The sequence below is a fragment of the Rhizobium grahamii genome (assembly GCF_009498215.1).
GTDB lineage: Bacteria > Pseudomonadota > Alphaproteobacteria > Rhizobiales > Rhizobiaceae > Rhizobium > Rhizobium grahamii_A.
The window spans coordinates 3,375,669-3,390,665 of the sequence record NZ_CP043498.1 but is presented as its reverse complement, the minus strand read 5'-3'; the positions used below and the strand labels follow the sequence as shown (position 1 = coordinate 3,390,665).

The window sequence follows — 14,997 nt, the reverse complement described above, 5'->3', positions numbered from 1 at the left end:
GCCGGAACGCCGGAAAGAGATATGCGCCTATCAATGCTGCCAGGTTTTCTGCTTTTGCTGCCGCTCGCCGAGATTGCCGGATTTGTGGTTGTCGGCAAAGCAATCGGACTTTGGGCCACGCTGGCCCTGGTTATCCTGGGCTTTTTTGTCGGACTGGCAATCCTGCGGCAGCAGGGAATTGGCATTCTCAGGCGCATGTCGGCCGAGGGACGAAGCGGGGTTGTTCCGGGGCGCGACCTTTTGCGCCCGGCAATGCTTGTCATCGCCTCAATCCTACTGATCATTCCCGGCTTCATTACCGATCTCATCGCGCTGCTGCTGTTCATCCCCTTCGTGCGTGATCGCGCTTGGCAATATGTCAGCGGTCGCTTCGTCGTGGTCGGACGTACGGCTACGGCGGGACCCGGAACGCAGCACAGTCGAAGCGGCGCGAACGTTGTCGACCTCGACGAGGGAGACTATCGGCGCGAGCCTTCCGGTCAGTCACCGTGGTCGAAGCATCTAGGTGATTGACGCGCTTACCAGTTGCTTGGCCTCAGGGTTGTAAGGAAACCGCCGAAATGATAGATGCGGCTCAATCCAGTGCCCTCGAGGAAAAGCCAATGGCCAACGAAGACAGCAATAACGGTGCGACGAGCCCAAGCCTTACGATCCTTGCCCAGTACACCAAGGATCTTTCTTTCGAAAATCCCGGTGCTCCACGTTCGTTGCAAGCTCGTGACAAGGCCCCTGCAATCAACATCGCAGTTAACGTCAATGCCAATCCGCTTTCCGACACCGACTTCGATGTCGTCCTGTCCCTGAGCGCAGAAGCCAAGGATGGCGACAAGACCGTTTTCCAGGCCGAGCTCGTCTATGGCGGTGTTTTCCGGATTGCCGGTTTCCCCCAGGAGCACATGCTGCCGGTTCTTTTCATCGAATGCCCGCGCATGCTCTTCCCGTTCGCGCGTCAGATCATTGCTGACGTGACCCGCAATGGTGGCTTCCCTCCGCTGATGATCGACCCAATCGATTTCTCTCAGATGTTTGCCCAGCGTGTCGCCGAAGAACAGGCCCGCGCCAAGGTTCAGACGAACTGATATCTTCCGTAGGATTAAATCGAAAGCCCGGGTCTCAGCCCGGGCTTTTTAGTTTGGGCGATCGTACTTGGACCAGATGCCCTTGGTTCCGAGCTTTGCGATCAACGCATCATGCGCTTCGGCTTCCACCTGGCTCAGACGAGACGTCAGCAGCCGCGGCCTTTCGATTATCTCGATGAGGATATCTGCCGAATCGCCGTCATTCGATGCCGCGCCGTTGCTCTGCGCCATACCGAGACCGAGCGCGGCCTGACGACCGCCGATCATCTCGATGTAGACTTCCGCCAACAGTTCTGAGTCGAGCAGCGCGCCGTGTTTTGTGCGGTGAGAGTTGTCGATACCGTAGCGCCGACAGAGAGCGTCCAGCGAATTCGGACCCATGGGGTTCTTCCGCCTTGCGAGCGAAAGCGTATCCGTTACGCGTTCCGGCAGAATTGGCGGCAATCCCAACCGCGCGAGCTCCGCATTGATAAAGCCCATGTCGAAGGTCGCGTTGTGCGCGATCCAGCGGCCATCTCCAAAGAACTCAAGGATCTGATCAACAACAGCGGAGAATGGCGGCTTGTCCTTGAGAAAGTCGTCGGTAATCCCATGAACCGCGAGCGCATCAGGGTGAACCTTCTGATCACCCGGGTTCACATAGAGATGCAGTGTCCTGCCTGTCGGGAAGTGATTGAGGAGTTCGATTCCGCCAATTTCAATCACGCGGTCGATACGATTATCCAGGCCGGTTGTTTCCGTATCGAAAATGATCTCACGCATTCTGAAATTCTCCACTGCGAAGCCGGCGCTTCAAATCCTCAACGATCTCGGCAACTCTTTGCTTAGAGGCTTCCAGGGGCCCACTCGTATCGATGAGGTAATCGGCTCGTTCGCGTTTGATGGCGTCCGGCGTTTGCCGAGACAGAATCATGTTGAATTTTTCTTCCGTCATGTTCGGACGCGCAAGGACCCGCTGACGCTGAATCTGTGGATCACATGAAACAACAACGACGACATCGACTCTCTTCTCGGCGCCCGTCTCGAAAAGAAGCGGAATATCGAGGAGGACGATCTCGGCACCTTTCGCCTGTTCCTGTTCGATAAACTTCTGCTCGCGGTTCCGGACAAGCGGGTGAATGATGCTCTCGAGCTTGTTGAAGCCGTCACGATCCGAAGAGAGTTGGCGAGATAGTTCCTGTCTATCGATAGCGCCATTCTTCATTGTACCGGGAAAAACGGCATCGACCAGCGCTGCGGCTTCACCCGCGTAAAGCTGATGGACGACTGCATCTGAATCATTCACGGGCACGCCGGCGTCGGCGAAGAACTTCGCCATTGTCGATTTGCCCATTCCGATGGAACCGGTCAGCCCAACGCGCAGCATCAATGCCTTTCCATATCCGCGATAATCAGGTCACGCAGATGCTCGTCAACGACCGGCCGCTTGCCGAACCACTTCTCGAAACCTGGCACCGCCTGGTGCAGGAGCATGCCCAGTCCATCGACGATGGCAAAACCCTGGTTCTGTGCCTGAAGCAGGAACGGCGTCTTGAGCGGCACATAGACGATGTCGGTCACGACGGCGCCATCTCGTAGTGGAGAAAAATCGATATGAGGCGCCTCGTCCCCATCCATTCCAAGCGACGTGGTGTTGATGAACAGACCGGCGCCGCTCATGACTTCTCGCAGAGCCTGTATCGGATGCGCCGTCACTGCCGACCCGAAGCGATCCGCCAACTCCCTGGCACGGTCGACCGTTCGATTGACGACGCGGATGTCCTTGAAACCACGATCACGAACTGCCTGAATGATCGCGCGGCTGGCGCCACCGGCGCCGAAGACAATGGCTACCTCTGCGTTGTCCCAGCCGGGATGGCGCTCATCGAGGTTGGCGGTGAATCCCCGACCGTCCGTGTTTGTCGCCTTCAACTTGCGGTCTTCGAGCCAAAGTGTATTTGCCGCGCCGAGCTCTTTCGAAAGTTCATCCGGTTCGTCCGCGAGCTGGAACGCCATTTCCTTATGCGGAATTGTGACGTTTCCTCCGACGTAAGGCTCCTCTCCCGCTTTCATCGACTGGACAAACTGCCCGAAGTCAGCAGGCGCGATTTCCCGCGCGCCATAGTTTCCCGGCAGTTTGAGGGTATTCAGCCAGTAGCCGTGAATGAGGGGTGATCGCGAATGCTTGACGGGAAATCCCGTCACGAAGGCCTGAGGGCCGATTGTTTCACGTGAATCATCCATCAATAGCACCACGAGATCTCAGTTCTTTCAAAAGCGGTAACATCGGCAAGCCGACAATCGTGAAGTAATCGCCGTCCACGCGGGAGAAGAGTTGCAACCCCTCCCCTTCGAGCTGGTAGGCGCCGACACTCGACAGAGCCTTCACACCGACGCGCTCGAGATGTCTTGCAATAAAGTCCGAACTCAGCGGACGCATTGTAAGGTCAGCAGTCGAGATGTGTTCCCATATGACCTCGCCCGCATAGGCAAGCGCGATGGCGCTATTGAGGCGGTGGGTTTTCCCCGACAAGGACGTGAGATGATCGGCTGCAGCCGCCATGTCCCTAGGCTTGTGAAATGTTCGCTTACCGAGGGACATTGTCTGGTCGGAGCCAATCACGAGTGCTTTGGGAAAGCGATCGCTGACCTCTTTTGCCTTCGCCTTGGCGAGCTCGAGTGCCACCTCATCAGGCGTGGCGCCGCCTTCTTCCAGCGGCTGTTCGATCGCCCGCTCATCAATATCGGCGGCATGCGCGTCGAATGTCAGTCCGGCATTCTGCATGAGCATGCGGCGGAAAGGGCTGGAGGATGCGAGAATGAGCTGAGACGTCATAGAACCTCGATGCAGATAGCTGCTTTGCGCTTAGCGTAGCTTTGGCCGGAGGGCAACGATTGCTGCTGCCGTCTCCTCGATCGACCGCCTGGTCACATCGATCATCGGCCAATTGTGTCTTGCACAAATGGAACGCGCATATTTCAGTTCCTCGGAGATCGCCGCGCGGTCGGTATAGTCGCCTCGGTCAAATCCGGAGGTCGCACCAAGCACGCGATTTTCTCGGACCTGAGAAATCCGGTCGGTCGTTGCGATGAGGCAGACAATTAAAGGTCTCGACGCCGCCAGCAGGCTCTCAGGCAATGGTACACCACTGACGATCGGTATGTTCGCCGTCTTGATGCCGCGGTTCGCCAGATAGATGCTGGTCGGTGTCTTCGATGTGCGACTGATGCCAATGATGACGACATCCGCCTCATTATAGTCGTCCGGCATCTGTCCATCATCGTGATCCATCGTGAAGTTCAGCGCTTCGATGCGCGCGAAGTATCCGGCGTTCATCACATGCTGTGCACCGACCCGCCGGCGCGATGGAGCGCCAAGATAGATCTGGAAGGCATTGAGGACAGGCTCGAGAACATTGACCGATGCGACGCCCATCTCGACACATCGCTCATCGACCAACGTCGCGAGTTCGCGATCGACGATCGTGTAGAGAACGATGCCGGGCTCCTTGTCGATAGCCTGGAGTACGGTCAGCAACTGCTTGCGGTTGCGGATCAACGGATAGACATGCTCGATCGGCTGGGCCGACTTGAACTGAGCTGAGGCAGCCCGGCCGGCCGATATCAGAGTCTCCCCCGTTGAGTCAGAAATCAGATGGAGATGGAAGAAGTTCGGCCTGTTCTCCACGATATTTTCCGCTACCTGTTGAAAAGACTGGATGACTGAGAGGTAAGGGCCGGCGGGTCGGTAAGGCAAGGGAAAACATGCCTAGTTTTCCACATTTCGAATTTTCGGCAGGGCGTTTTCGGCCGGCTGTGGATGCTGTGGAAGAAGAACAGATGTCCGATGCTGTGCACAGCTTTTCCACAGATACGGTCGGCTCAGGCGTGGCGCTATCTCTCTGTAAATATGAAATTTTCCGGATCACTCCCCGATATCTTCGAGACGCATGGATTCAATTGCCGGATAAATCCGTCGACGCGTGACAATTCGTATCGGTCGTGGATGGATTTTAATCCTTGATAGTCACCGACTCTAAGAAATAGAAACCTTTTAAATATCTTTGTATTTTTTATAGGGAAGATGAGCTTGAGCGAGATGCAGCGGAGAATAATGCGGGTTCTAGAGGGAGAGACTCTGGCTCCGCCTCCGATCTGGCTGATGCGTCAGGCGGGACGATACCTTCCGGAATATCGTCAGACGCGGGCACAAGCAGGAAGCTTCCTGGATCTCTGTTATTCGCCTGATCATGCGGTCGAAGTGACACTTCAGCCCATTCGTCGATATGGCTTCGATGCAGCGATCCTCTTCTCGGACATCCTCGTCATTCCCGATGCAATGAAGCGCAACGTGCGGTTCACCGAAGGACATGGTCCTGAGATGGATCCGATCGATGTCGCGGGGATCGACGCACTCGATCCGACCAATGTTATCGACTATCTGAAGCCGGTTCTGGAAACGGTTCGCCGACTGAGAGACGAACTGCCGGGCGAGACGACCTTGCTCGGTTTCTGCGGAGCTCCGTGGACCGTGGCGACCTATATGATCGCTGGACATGGGACACCCGATCAGGCACCTGCCCGGCTCTTCGCCTATCGGAATCCGAAAGCGTTCGAGAAGCTGCTGATGGTCCTTGCCGAAATCTCGGCCGACTATCTGGTTGCGCAGATCGATGCCGGCGCCGACGCCGTGCAGATTTTCGATTCCTGGGCTGGTGTCCTCGGTGAGCATGAATTCGAGGCATTCGCTGTCCGGCCGGTCGCCCGCATGATCGCCTCGATCAAGTCCCGGCGACCGAAAGCCCGTGTCATCGCGTTTGCGAAGGGGGCTGGCTATCTGCTGAAGAATTATCGGCAGGCGACGAATGCGGACGCGATCGGGCTCGATTGGTCTGTCCCGCTCGATTTCGCCGCTGAACTGCAAAAAGAGGGGCCGATACAGGGAAACCTCGACCCGATGCGTGTTGTCGCCGGCGGCGCTTCTCTGACCGAAGGAATCGATCGCATTCTTCAGTCTCTCGGCAACGGCCCGCTGATCTTCAATCTCGGGCATGGAATTACCCCACAGGCGGATCCCGAGAACGTCCGGCTGCTCGTTGAGCGGGTGCGGGGCGGAAAGGGCCTCTGATGGAACGCCAGACCGATGAGAGGCCGGGTACCTATGCACGCAGGCGTGCCGATTTCGCCATTCTCTTTTTCGTCGTGCTTGCCGTCGGGCTATTCGCCTGGAACCCGGATACCCTCTATCTCTGGATCAAAGCGCTTCACGTTATCGCCGTGATCTCCTGGATGGCGGGGCTGTTCTATATGCCGCGGCTGTTCATCTACCATACCGACGCGGAGCCGGGCTCGGTGCAGTCGGAGACATTCAAGGTCATGGAGCAGAGGCTTTTGAAAGTGATCATGAATCCGGCGATGATGATCAGCTGGATTCTTGGCCTTTACCTCGCCTGGTCCGTTTACGATTTTCAGGGCGGTTGGCTGCACGCAAAGATCGGGCTTGTCGTCCTCATGACAGTCGTGCACGTCTTCTTCAGCCGCGCCGTGAAAGCCTTTGCGCGCGACGAGAACCGTCACTCGGCCCGCTACTGGCGGTTCATGAACGAAGCGCCGACGCTCCTCATGATCGCGATCGTTATCCTTGTCGTCGTGAAGCCGTTCTGACCCCGGTTAAATTTATTTCATTTTAAGCAGCCCCCTTGCGGCGAGGCACCTTAGCAGCTATTTTCCCGTCACCTCATCCTTGTGGCGTGTATGTAAAGTTCAATCGCCTGCGAGCTTTATCGCAGAGCCGATTACTGCCTTCGACATCGCCTTCTCCCTTGAAAATATAGAGTATTGGTCACTTCATGGCTGAAATGAAGCTTCAGGAACTTAAGAGTAAATCCCCGACAGATTTGTTGGCGTTCGCCGAATCACTTGAAGTCGAAAACGCGAGCACAATGCGCAAGCAGGAATTGATGTTTGCGATACTCAAGGTTCTGGCGAGCCAGGATGTGGAAATCATCGGCGAAGGTGTCGTCGAAGTGCTCCAGGATGGTTTCGGGTTCCTGCGCTCGGCCAACGCGAACTATCTCCCCGGTCCTGACGACATCTACATCTCCCCATCGCAGATCCGTCGTTTCTCGTTGAAGACGGGCGATACCGTCGAAGGTCCGATCCGGGGACCGAAGGAAGGCGAGCGTTATTTTGCGCTGCTGAAGGTCAATACGATCAACTTCGACGATCCTGAAAAGATCCGTCACAAGGTTCACTTCGATAATCTGACGCCGCTCTATCCGAACGAACGTTTCAAGATGGAACTCGACGTTCCGACGTCAAAAGACCTTTCGCCGCGCGTCATCGATCTTGTCGCGCCACTGGGTAAAGGTCAGCGCGGATTGATCGTGGCGCCGCCACGTACCGGTAAGACGGTTCTGTTGCAGAATATCGCGCACTCGATCACCGCAAACCATCCGGAGTGCTATCTGATCGTCCTTCTGATCGACGAACGTCCCGAGGAAGTGACCGATATGCAGCGGTCCGTTCGTGGCGAAGTTATTTCCTCGACGTTCGACGAGCCCGCAGTTCGCCACGTCCAGGTCGCCGAAATGGTGATCGAAAAGGCAAAGCGTCTCGTGGAACATGGGCGCGACGTTGTCATCCTGCTGGATTCGATCACACGCCTCGGCCGCGCCTATAACACTGTTATCCCCTCCTCCGGTAAGGTATTGACCGGTGGTGTCGACGCGAACGCTTTGCAGCGTCCCAAGCGCTTCTTCGGCGCGGCGCGTAACATCGAAGAAGGCGGTTCGTTGACGATCATCGCAACGGCGCTGATCGACACCGGCAGCCGCATGGATGAAGTGATCTTTGAAGAGTTCAAGGGCACCGGTAACTCCGAAATAGTGCTCGATCGTAAGGTCGCCGACAAGCGCATCTTCCCCGCGATGGACATCCTCAAGTCCGGCACGCGTAAGGAGGACTTGCTGGTTCCGCGGCAGGATCTCCAGAAGATCTTCGTGCTGCGACGCATCCTGGCACCGATGGGCACGACCGATGCAATCGAGTTCCTGATCGACAAGCTGAAGCAGACGAAAAACAACGGCGATTTCTTCGAGTCGATGAATACCTAACATTAGCCGGATTCGATCGGTAAAGCCGGCCACGCGAGTGGTCGGCTTTTCTATTTCTACACCGCCATACTTGATGGCGGCGATTGATTCGGTATCGAACCGAACAGGTGCATCCATGGCTGAACACAATGATACGATCTATGCGCTGGCCAGCGGGTCCGTCCCGGCCGGCGTTGCCGTGGTGCGAGTAAGTGGTCCAACCGTCCGAGAATTGACGATCGGACTAGTGGGTGTCCTGCCTACCCCAAGGCGAGCGATGCTGCGGACGATTCGGACTCGTAACGATCTCGCAATTGATTCCGGCCTCGTAGTGTTTTTTCCAGGGCCGGCCTCGTTTACCGGCGAGGATGTCGTCGAATTCCAGCTCCATGGTGGGCGCGCAGTCGTCGATGCGCTTTGTCGGGAACTGAACACGTTTCCCCATACGCGACAGGCGTTGGCTGGGGAATTCTCAAGGCGAGCCTTTGATAATGGTCGAATGGACCTCGTAGAGGTCGAGGGGCTGGCGGACCTCATTTCGGCGGAGACGGAGATGCAACGTCGGCTGGCGGTAGAGCATAGCAATGGCGGATTGTCTGCCCTCTATAGCGCTTGGGCCAGCCGGCTTACCCGCGGACGCGCGCTGATCGAGGCGGAGCTGGATTTCGCGGACGAGGACGATGTTCCAGGATCGGTTTCCGATCAGGTTTGGGACGACATGGAGTTGCTCTCAACTGAACTCGACCAACATCTGCGCGACGCGGATGCGGGTGAGATCATTCGCGACGGCTTCAAGGTGGTGATTGCGGGGGAACCGAACGCCGGCAAGTCGAGCCTGATGAATGCACTCGTCCGGCGTGACGTCGCGATCGTTACTGACATTGCCGGCACGACGCGCGACGTCCTGAGTACAGATCTGAATATCGATGGATATCTCGTGCGGCTCTCGGACACCGCTGGTCTGCGGCATACCGAAGAGGTGGTTGAACGCGAGGGCATAAGACGCGCCCGTCAAGAGATCGCCAGAGCCGATCTTGTGCTCTACCTCGAAGATCGCTCGGTCGTTGCGCAGGCCCATGATGTTCCCGCCGGCGCGCTGCGTGTCGGAACAAAGGGAGATCTGCAACCCGGAAGCCAAGGGACCTACGACGTGATCATCTCTGTTGAGACCGGTGAAGGCCTGCCGGAGCTGAGACAGTTGATCACGACTGCGCTTTTATCCAAGGTGCATGTTCAGTCACTGGCGATTCCGAATCGTAGACGGCATAAAGATTCGCTTACGCAATGTGTGAGGGCAATACGAACGGCATTACTGGATTCCGAAAAACCGCTCGACCTCCGCGCCGAGGATTTGAGAGTGGCTTCGGATGCATTAGGCCGCGTCACTGGTCACGTTGATGTCGAAAACCTTCTTGACGTAATCTTCGGAGAGTTCTGCATCGGCAAATGATTCACGTGAAACACATCGCGCCGTGTTTAAAGTTTGACGTTTCACGTGAAACGTCTTGACTCGCGAGAATACATCCCTCATCACCGAGGCCATCTCAGGAGTTTTAAAATGACCACGTCCCCGTTTGATGTCATCGTCATTGGTGGCGGACATGCTGGCTGCGAAGCTGCGGCCGCTTCTGCACGCCTGGGAGCAAGGACAGCTCTCGTCACTCACCGAAGAGATACGATTGGCGTGATGTCCTGTAATCCCGCAATTGGTGGCCTCGGCAAGGGGCATCTTGTTCGCGAGGTGGACGCACTCGATGGCTTGATGGGCCGAGTTGCCGATCTCGGCGGCATTCAGTTCCGTATGCTCAACCGGAAAAAAGGCCCCGCGGTTCGGGGCCCTCGGACGCAGGCGGATCGTAAACTCTATCGTTTGGCGATGCTTGCGGCGATCGAATCGATCCCGAACCTGACGATTGTTGAGGGTGATGCCTATGACGTCGAGATACGCGGTGAACGCGTCGCTGCTGTGGTTATGAAAGATAGCCGGATTCTGTCCTGTGGCGCCGTCGTCCTAACAACAGGCACCTTCCTTCGGGGCTTGATCCATATTGGGGACAAGAAGATCCCTGCAGGTCGCGTGGGAGAGGAGCCGAGTTTGGGCTTGTCGCAGACGTTGCTCGGTCTCGGTCTGCGGCTCGGTCGCCTTAAGACAGGAACGCCGGCGCGGTTGAATGGCAAGACGATCGACTGGGCCTCCGTTGGGCGTCAGGGTGCGGACGAGGACGCTGTGCCGTTCTCTTTCATGACCGATCGAATCACAAATCCTCAGATCGAATGCGGTGTGACCCGTACTACCGAAGCGACCCATCGCATTATCGTCAACAATTTGAAGCGCTCCGCGATGTATTCTGGGCAGATCGAAGGCGTTGGACCTCGCTATTGCCCCTCGATCGAGGATAAACTCGTGAAGTTCGGCGAGCGCGATGGCCACCAGATTTTCCTCGAGCCGGAGGGTTTGGATGACGACACTGTCTATCCGAACGGCATATCGACCTCCCTCCCCGCCGAGGTGCAGGACGCCTTTATCCGAACGGTCCCTGGGCTCGAAGGTGTTGAAATTCTACAGCCGGGTTACGCGATCGAGTATGACCATGTTGATCCGCGCGAACTCAAGCCATCGCTCGAAGTCAAAAAAATGAATGGCCTGTTCCTGGCGGGACAGATCAATGGTACGACGGGTTACGAGGAAGCGGCAGCTCAGGGCCTGGTCGCCGGACTGAATGCGGCGAGACTAGCCGGAAATCAGGAAGCGATCCGGTTCAGCCGAACAGATTCCTATATCGGCGTTATGATCGACGATCTTACCTCACGTGGCGTTGCTGAGCCCTATCGCATGTTTACCTCTCGCGCCGAATACCGGTTGTCGCTGCGAGCCGACAACGCAGATGTGAGGCTTACTCCATTGGCGATCAAGGTCGGCCTAGCCTCTCAGGAACGGGCCGAGCGCTTTTCACGCTATGAGGGGAAATTATCGGCAGTGCGGGACGAATTGAAGTCGTTGGCCGTTACACCAAATGAAGCACGGCGTGCCGGCCTGAAGCTTAACCTGGATGGCCAGCGCCGGACGGCGTACGAATTGCTGGCGTATCCAGATTTTTCGCTCTCTGTCCTCTCATCAATCTGGCCATCGCTGAATGAGATTGAGCGGCCAGTTGGCGAGGCGTTGGAGATCGAGGCGAGTTACGCCGTCTATATGGAGCGCCAGTCTGCTGACATTCAACACATCAAGCGCGATGAGGACAGGATTATTCCTTCAGATTTCGATTTTGATGGTTTGTCTGGGCTTTCGAACGAGCTTAAGCATAAGCTCAAGACGTCGAGACCATATGACGTGGCGCAGGCGACCCGCGTTGATGGGATGACACCGGCAGCTATTTCCTTACTGCTCATTCACCTCCGTCGAGCCGAGAATGCGGCTTAGACGATCGCTCCAATACACTATTTGAGAGTCCGGATATGAATTTGAACGGTCGGCGTGTTTCACGTGAAACACAGGAACGGTTGGAGCATTTTGCCGCGTTGTTTCAGCGCTGGGCGAAGGCGATCAATCTTACCGCTCCCTCCACGATAAGCGATATTTGGAGCAGGCACATAGCGGACAGCGCTCAAATTTTTCAGATGCAGTCGAACCCCGGGACCTGGCTTGATCTCGGCAGCGGTGGGGGTTTTCCGGGTATCGTCACCGCGATTTTTCTGGCCGAGATCGGTGATGGGTGGGTCAATCTGGTCGAGAGCAACAACAAGAAAGCTGCGTTCCTGAGAACTGCTCTGAGGGAGACGAGCGCCCGCGGATCGGTTCATCCGGTGCGGATCGAGGAGGCTCCAACCATTGTTCCGACTGCAGATCTTGTATCAGCCAGGGCGCTCGCGGATCTGGATGGCTTGTTCGGCTATATTGAGCCGTGGTCCTTAGAGAACTCTGACTTGCGGTCATATCTCCATAAAGGCCGGGATTATCGGACCGAGATTGAGAAAGCCCGTAGTGGCTGGTCATTCGATCTGCTAGAACACAATAGCGCCGTCGAACGGGAATCTGTGGTGTTGGAAGTATTCAACCTGCGGCGTTTGGGCTAACAGATCGGGCACTTGAGCATGGTTGCTGAACGAAATCGCATCATTACGATTGCAAACCAGAAGGGTGGCGTCGGCAAAACAACGACCGCCATCAACCTCGCCACGGCGCTCGCTGCTATTGGTGAGCGCGTCCTGATCGTTGATCTCGATCCTCAGGGCAATGCCAGCACCGGTTTGGGGATCGACAGAAAGCATCGCCGCCTGTCGTCCTACGATCTGCTATTGGGCGACAATAGCATTCTTGAGGTTGCGCAGGAGACGGCTGTACCAAATCTCTTCATCGTGCCGTCGACGATGGACCTGCTTGGCGTCGAGATGGAGATAAGCCAGCAGAGCGACCGTGTCTTCAAGCTGAAGAAGGCGCTGGCGTCCGAGGATGCATTTCGGTTCTCGTACATCCTCGTCGACTGCCCTCCCTCGTTCAACCTGTTGACGATGAACGCGATGGCGGCGGCCCACTCGGTGCTTGTGCCGCTTCAGTGCGAATTCTTCGCATTGGAAGGTCTGAGCCAGTTGTTGGAGACGGTTGATCAGGTTCGCAAGACCGTCAATCCGCATCTTGATATCCAGGGTATTGTTCTGACGATGTTCGATTCAAGAAACAATCTGGCGCAGCAGGTCGTGACGGATGTTCGGACGCACCTCGGCGAAAAGGTTTATCATACGTTAATTCCCCGGAACGTTCGGGTGTCGGAAGCGCCTTCTTACGGTAAGCCGGCCATCCTTTACGATCTCAAGTGCGCTGGAAGCCAGGCCTATCTGCAGCTCGCCTCGGAAGTTATCCAACGCGAGCGTCAACGTCTGGCGGCGTAGACAATACCAACGTTAGTGGCGAGTGACTGTGATGAACGATGATGTTTCGAAAAGACGGCTTGGACGCGGTTTGGCTGCGTTGATCGGTGAGATGGATCAGCCGGTTCCAGCAGAGGCTGCACGTCCTTCGGTTAGCGCCGATCGTTTGGTTCCTATCGAGTTTATTAGCAGGAACCCTCGGAACCCGCGTCGTTTCTTCGACGATTCCGAGCTGCATGATCTGGCGAGCTCCATCCGTCAACATGGTATCGTGCAGCCCGTCGTCGTGCGTACGTTGTCCGCGGAGCGATACGAAATAATAGCCGGCGAAAGACGTTGGCGAGCCGCTCAGTTGGCAGGCCTCATCGAGATCCCCGTTATCGTAAGGGACGTTGACGACAAGACTGCGCTAGAGATAGCAATTGTCGAGAACGTTCAACGTTCCGATCTCAATGCGCTGGAAGAGGCGCTTGGATACGAACAGTTGATCGCCGAGTATGGCTACACGCAGAATGATCTCGGTGAGATTATCGGCAAGAGCAGAAGTCATGTGGCGAATTCACTTCGTCTGCTTAAGCTTCCTGACCCTGTGCGCGACATGTTGGCTGCCGGCAGCCTTTCCGCCGGCCATGCCCGTGCCCTCGTCTCCACCTCCGATCCGTCAAGCCTCGCACGTACGATCGTTTCCAAGGGGATGTCGGTGCGTGACGCCGAGCGATTGGCGCAGAACGCCATCAAGGCTCAGTCAGAACCGAAGCTGGCCGCGCAGCAGCGAGATCAGAAGGATTCCGACACGCTCGCTCTCGAGCGGACGCTTTCGGATGCCTTAGGTCTCGATGTAACGATCAACCACAAGGCCAGTGGCGGGCAGGTTCGTATTTCCTATAAGTCGCTGGAGCAGCTTGAGGAGATATGCCGGCTTCTGGAGCGGCGTTAAGTCAGCGGCGCGCGGATTGCAGCGTCGTTGACAGCAGCGTCTGAAGCGCGATCGTATCTTCCAACGATGCCCGCATCCGCGTCTGCAGGATTGCTGATTGCAGACGGTTCATTTCGCGGGCGATGGCTTCGGCGGACCAGGTCCTCAGTGCTTGTTCCAGGATTGGCTTGCGCCGAAAGTGGATATGTCTTCCGAGCGTCTGCATAACCTGTCCGGACGGGATGCGCTTCTCGTCCATCTCGATCCTCATCGAATCCATGAGCTGGAATTGCCGTAGGCACCCCTGGACGACCAAAAAAACGGCCGTCTTCGAGCTTATGATTTTTTGCATGGCATGGAGAAAGGCGTTTGAATTGCCACTGAGAATGGCATCGACTGCGTCATCAACGGAGATAGCGCTCGCATCCCCGATGATATCGGTAACGTGGTGCTCTTCTATGAGGTCGCGACCGAGGCAATAGAGAACGAGTTTCCTCACCTCGTTGCGAGAGGCGATACGGTCTCCGCCAATCAGTTCAATGAGGGCCTGCCGGGCTGCCGGCGTAATCCTCAGGCCGGACTCGCTGATCTCCCGGTCTATCAACGCGTTTAGCGCGCGTGCATCGTCGGCATAGCAGGGAATGACGGCTATCTGTCGAGACGGCTCGACAAGCTTCCGAAGCAGCGATCCCTTCTTGAGATCACTGGCTTCAACGATGATGTGCGTTGCTTCCGGAGGGTTTGCCGCTAGAGTCTGAAGGGAATCGGCCAGGTATTTTTCATTTGCAGCGCCGCGAATCCAGATCAGCTTGTCACCACCGAAAAGGCCGATCGCTCCGGCCTCATCAAGAAGGCGTCCCTGATCGCGCTGCAGGTCGCCAATATCAAGTTTGATCAGAGAAAACGGATCATCAAGTGCGACGCCGGTGCGTGCCGCTATCTGGGTGGCTCGCTCGGAAACGAGCCCCCGATCCGGGCCATATATGACGAAAATGCGGTAGTTGCGGGCGGACTTGTCGAGGAAACCCTCAAACTCATGCGATTTTATTTCCGCCACGCACCT

Annotated in this window: 16 protein-coding genes; 10 read left to right on the top strand and 6 right to left on the bottom strand. The window is 56.5% G+C overall.

Annotated features, from left to right (window positions below):
• The first annotated feature begins 21 nt into the window (after positions 1-21).
• Entirely contained in the window at positions 22-513 is a 492-nt protein-coding gene (locus FZ934_RS16295) for an FxsA family protein (protein WP_153271918.1), read from the top strand.
• Positions 514-602: 89 nt separating this feature from the next.
• A complete protein-coding gene (gene secB, locus FZ934_RS16290) occupies positions 603-1,079 on the top strand; it encodes a protein-export chaperone SecB (RefSeq protein WP_113359836.1) in 477 nt (158 codons plus the stop codon).
• A 48-nt stretch (positions 1,080-1,127) separates the two neighbouring features.
• Here the strand turns inward: secB and dnaQ are convergent, their stop codons facing one another.
• Genes dnaQ through FZ934_RS16265 form a run of 5 tightly spaced genes read right to left on the bottom strand, consistent with a single transcriptional unit; the run spans position 1,128 to position 4,746 of the window.
• Complete coding sequence (dnaQ, locus tag FZ934_RS16285; protein ID WP_113359837.1) at positions 1,128-1,841, bottom strand: DNA polymerase III subunit epsilon; 714 nt, start codon at positions 1,839-1,841, stop codon at positions 1,128-1,130.
• Positions 1,834-2,445 carry a dephospho-CoA kinase gene (gene coaE, locus FZ934_RS16280; protein WP_153271917.1) on the bottom strand — a complete coding sequence of 204 codons (612 nt, stop codon included), beginning with the start codon at positions 2,443-2,445 and terminating at the stop codon, positions 1,834-1,836. Before coaE ends, dnaQ begins: the two co-directional genes overlap by 8 nt.
• Positions 2,445-3,302 carry a shikimate dehydrogenase gene (locus tag FZ934_RS16275; RefSeq protein WP_153271916.1) on the bottom strand — a complete coding sequence of 286 codons (858 nt, stop codon included), beginning with the start codon at positions 3,300-3,302 and terminating at the stop codon, positions 2,445-2,447. The genes coaE and FZ934_RS16275 overlap by 1 nt, the downstream gene beginning before the upstream one ends.
• Positions 3,295-3,894, bottom strand: coding sequence for a Maf-like protein (locus tag FZ934_RS16270; protein WP_153271914.1), 600 nt, complete (start codon positions 3,892-3,894; stop codon positions 3,295-3,297). Before FZ934_RS16270 ends, FZ934_RS16275 begins: the two co-directional genes overlap by 8 nt.
• 30 nt (positions 3,895-3,924) lie before the next feature.
• Entirely contained in the window at positions 3,925-4,746 is an 822-nt protein-coding gene (locus FZ934_RS16265) for a pyruvate, water dikinase regulatory protein (protein ID WP_153271913.1), read from the bottom strand.
• 426 nt (positions 4,747-5,172) lie between these two features.
• Between FZ934_RS16265 and hemE the strand changes: the two genes are divergently transcribed.
• The 8 genes from hemE to FZ934_RS16225 all read left to right on the top strand — a co-directional run bounded on the left by hemE (position 5,173) and on the right by FZ934_RS16225 (position 13,955).
• Positions 5,173-6,186 (top strand): uroporphyrinogen decarboxylase, encoded by a 1,014-nt coding sequence (gene hemE, locus FZ934_RS16260; RefSeq protein ID WP_432443589.1) that lies wholly within the window; start codon positions 5,173-5,175, stop codon positions 6,184-6,186.
• Positions 6,186-6,722, top strand: coding sequence for a protoporphyrinogen oxidase HemJ (gene hemJ, locus FZ934_RS16255; RefSeq protein ID WP_153271911.1), 537 nt, complete (start codon positions 6,186-6,188; stop codon positions 6,720-6,722). Before hemE ends, hemJ begins: the two co-directional genes overlap by 1 nt.
• A gap of 185 nt (positions 6,723-6,907) precedes the next feature.
• The gene (gene rho / locus FZ934_RS16250) at positions 6,908-8,173 is read left to right on the top strand and encodes a transcription termination factor Rho (protein WP_113359851.1); all 1,266 of its coding nucleotides are present in this window, start codon (positions 6,908-6,910) and stop codon (positions 8,171-8,173) included.
• Between the two features lie 115 nt (positions 8,174-8,288).
• A complete protein-coding gene (gene mnmE, locus FZ934_RS16245; RefSeq protein WP_153271910.1) occupies positions 8,289-9,602 on the top strand; it encodes a tRNA uridine-5-carboxymethylaminomethyl(34) synthesis GTPase MnmE in 1,314 nt (437 codons plus the stop codon).
• 108 nt (positions 9,603-9,710) lie between these two features.
• Positions 9,711-11,573 carry a tRNA uridine-5-carboxymethylaminomethyl(34) synthesis enzyme MnmG gene (gene mnmG / locus FZ934_RS16240; RefSeq protein WP_153271909.1) on the top strand — a complete coding sequence of 621 codons (1,863 nt, stop codon included), beginning with the start codon at positions 9,711-9,713 and terminating at the stop codon, positions 11,571-11,573.
• Between the two features lie 35 nt (positions 11,574-11,608).
• On the top strand, positions 11,609-12,226 hold the full coding sequence (gene rsmG, locus FZ934_RS16235; RefSeq protein WP_153271908.1) for a 16S rRNA (guanine(527)-N(7))-methyltransferase RsmG: 618 nt from the start codon (positions 11,609-11,611) through the stop codon (positions 12,224-12,226).
• 18 nt (positions 12,227-12,244) lie between these two features.
• The gene (locus tag FZ934_RS16230) at positions 12,245-13,039 is read left to right on the top strand and encodes a ParA family protein (protein ID WP_153271907.1); all 795 of its coding nucleotides are present in this window, start codon (positions 12,245-12,247) and stop codon (positions 13,037-13,039) included.
• 31 nt (positions 13,040-13,070) lie between these two features.
• Positions 13,071-13,955: a ParB/RepB/Spo0J family partition protein gene (locus tag FZ934_RS16225; RefSeq protein WP_153271906.1), complete on the top strand. Its 885-nt coding sequence runs from the start codon at positions 13,071-13,073 to the stop codon at positions 13,953-13,955.
• Position 13,956: 1 nt separating this feature from the next.
• Here FZ934_RS16225 and holA read toward each other — a convergent pair whose 3' ends face one another.
• Positions 13,957-14,991, bottom strand: a complete 1,035-nt coding sequence (gene holA / locus FZ934_RS16220; RefSeq protein ID WP_153271905.1) for a DNA polymerase III subunit delta — start codon at positions 14,989-14,991, stop codon at positions 13,957-13,959.
• Positions 14,992-14,997 lie beyond the last annotated feature (6 nt).

What these genes read in the sequence shown, in the direction of transcription:
- FZ934_RS16295 (WP_153271918.1), top strand. Translation starts at nt 22, where the DNA reads ATGCGCCTATCAATGCTGCCAGGTTTTCTGCTTTTGCTGCCGCTCGCC.
- secB (WP_113359836.1), top strand. Translation starts at nt 603, where the DNA reads ATGGCCAACGAAGACAGCAATAACGGTGCGACGAGCCCAAGCCTTACG.
- dnaQ (WP_113359837.1), bottom strand. Translation starts at nt 1,841, where the DNA reads ATGCGTGAGATCATTTTCGATACGGAAACAACCGGCCTGGATAATCGT.
- coaE (WP_153271917.1), bottom strand. Translation starts at nt 2,445, where the DNA reads ATGCTGCGCGTTGGGCTGACCGGTTCCATCGGAATGGGCAAATCGACA.
- FZ934_RS16275 (WP_153271916.1), bottom strand. Translation starts at nt 3,302, where the DNA reads ATGGATGATTCACGTGAAACAATCGGCCCTCAGGCCTTCGTGACGGGA.
- FZ934_RS16270 (WP_153271914.1), bottom strand. Translation starts at nt 3,894, where the DNA reads ATGACGTCTCAGCTCATTCTCGCATCCTCCAGCCCTTTCCGCCGCATG.
- hemE (WP_432443589.1), top strand. Translation starts at nt 5,173, where the DNA reads ATGCGGGTTCTAGAGGGAGAGACTCTGGCTCCGCCTCCGATCTGGCTG.
- hemJ (WP_153271911.1), top strand. Translation starts at nt 6,186, where the DNA reads ATGGAACGCCAGACCGATGAGAGGCCGGGTACCTATGCACGCAGGCGT.
- rho (WP_113359851.1), top strand. Translation starts at nt 6,908, where the DNA reads ATGGCTGAAATGAAGCTTCAGGAACTTAAGAGTAAATCCCCGACAGAT.
- mnmE (WP_153271910.1), top strand. Translation starts at nt 8,289, where the DNA reads ATGGCTGAACACAATGATACGATCTATGCGCTGGCCAGCGGGTCCGTC.
- mnmG (WP_153271909.1), top strand. Translation starts at nt 9,711, where the DNA reads ATGACCACGTCCCCGTTTGATGTCATCGTCATTGGTGGCGGACATGCT.
- rsmG (WP_153271908.1), top strand. Translation starts at nt 11,609, where the DNA reads ATGAATTTGAACGGTCGGCGTGTTTCACGTGAAACACAGGAACGGTTG.
- FZ934_RS16230 (WP_153271907.1), top strand. Translation starts at nt 12,245, where the DNA reads ATGGTTGCTGAACGAAATCGCATCATTACGATTGCAAACCAGAAGGGT.
- FZ934_RS16225 (WP_153271906.1), top strand. Translation starts at nt 13,071, where the DNA reads ATGAACGATGATGTTTCGAAAAGACGGCTTGGACGCGGTTTGGCTGCG.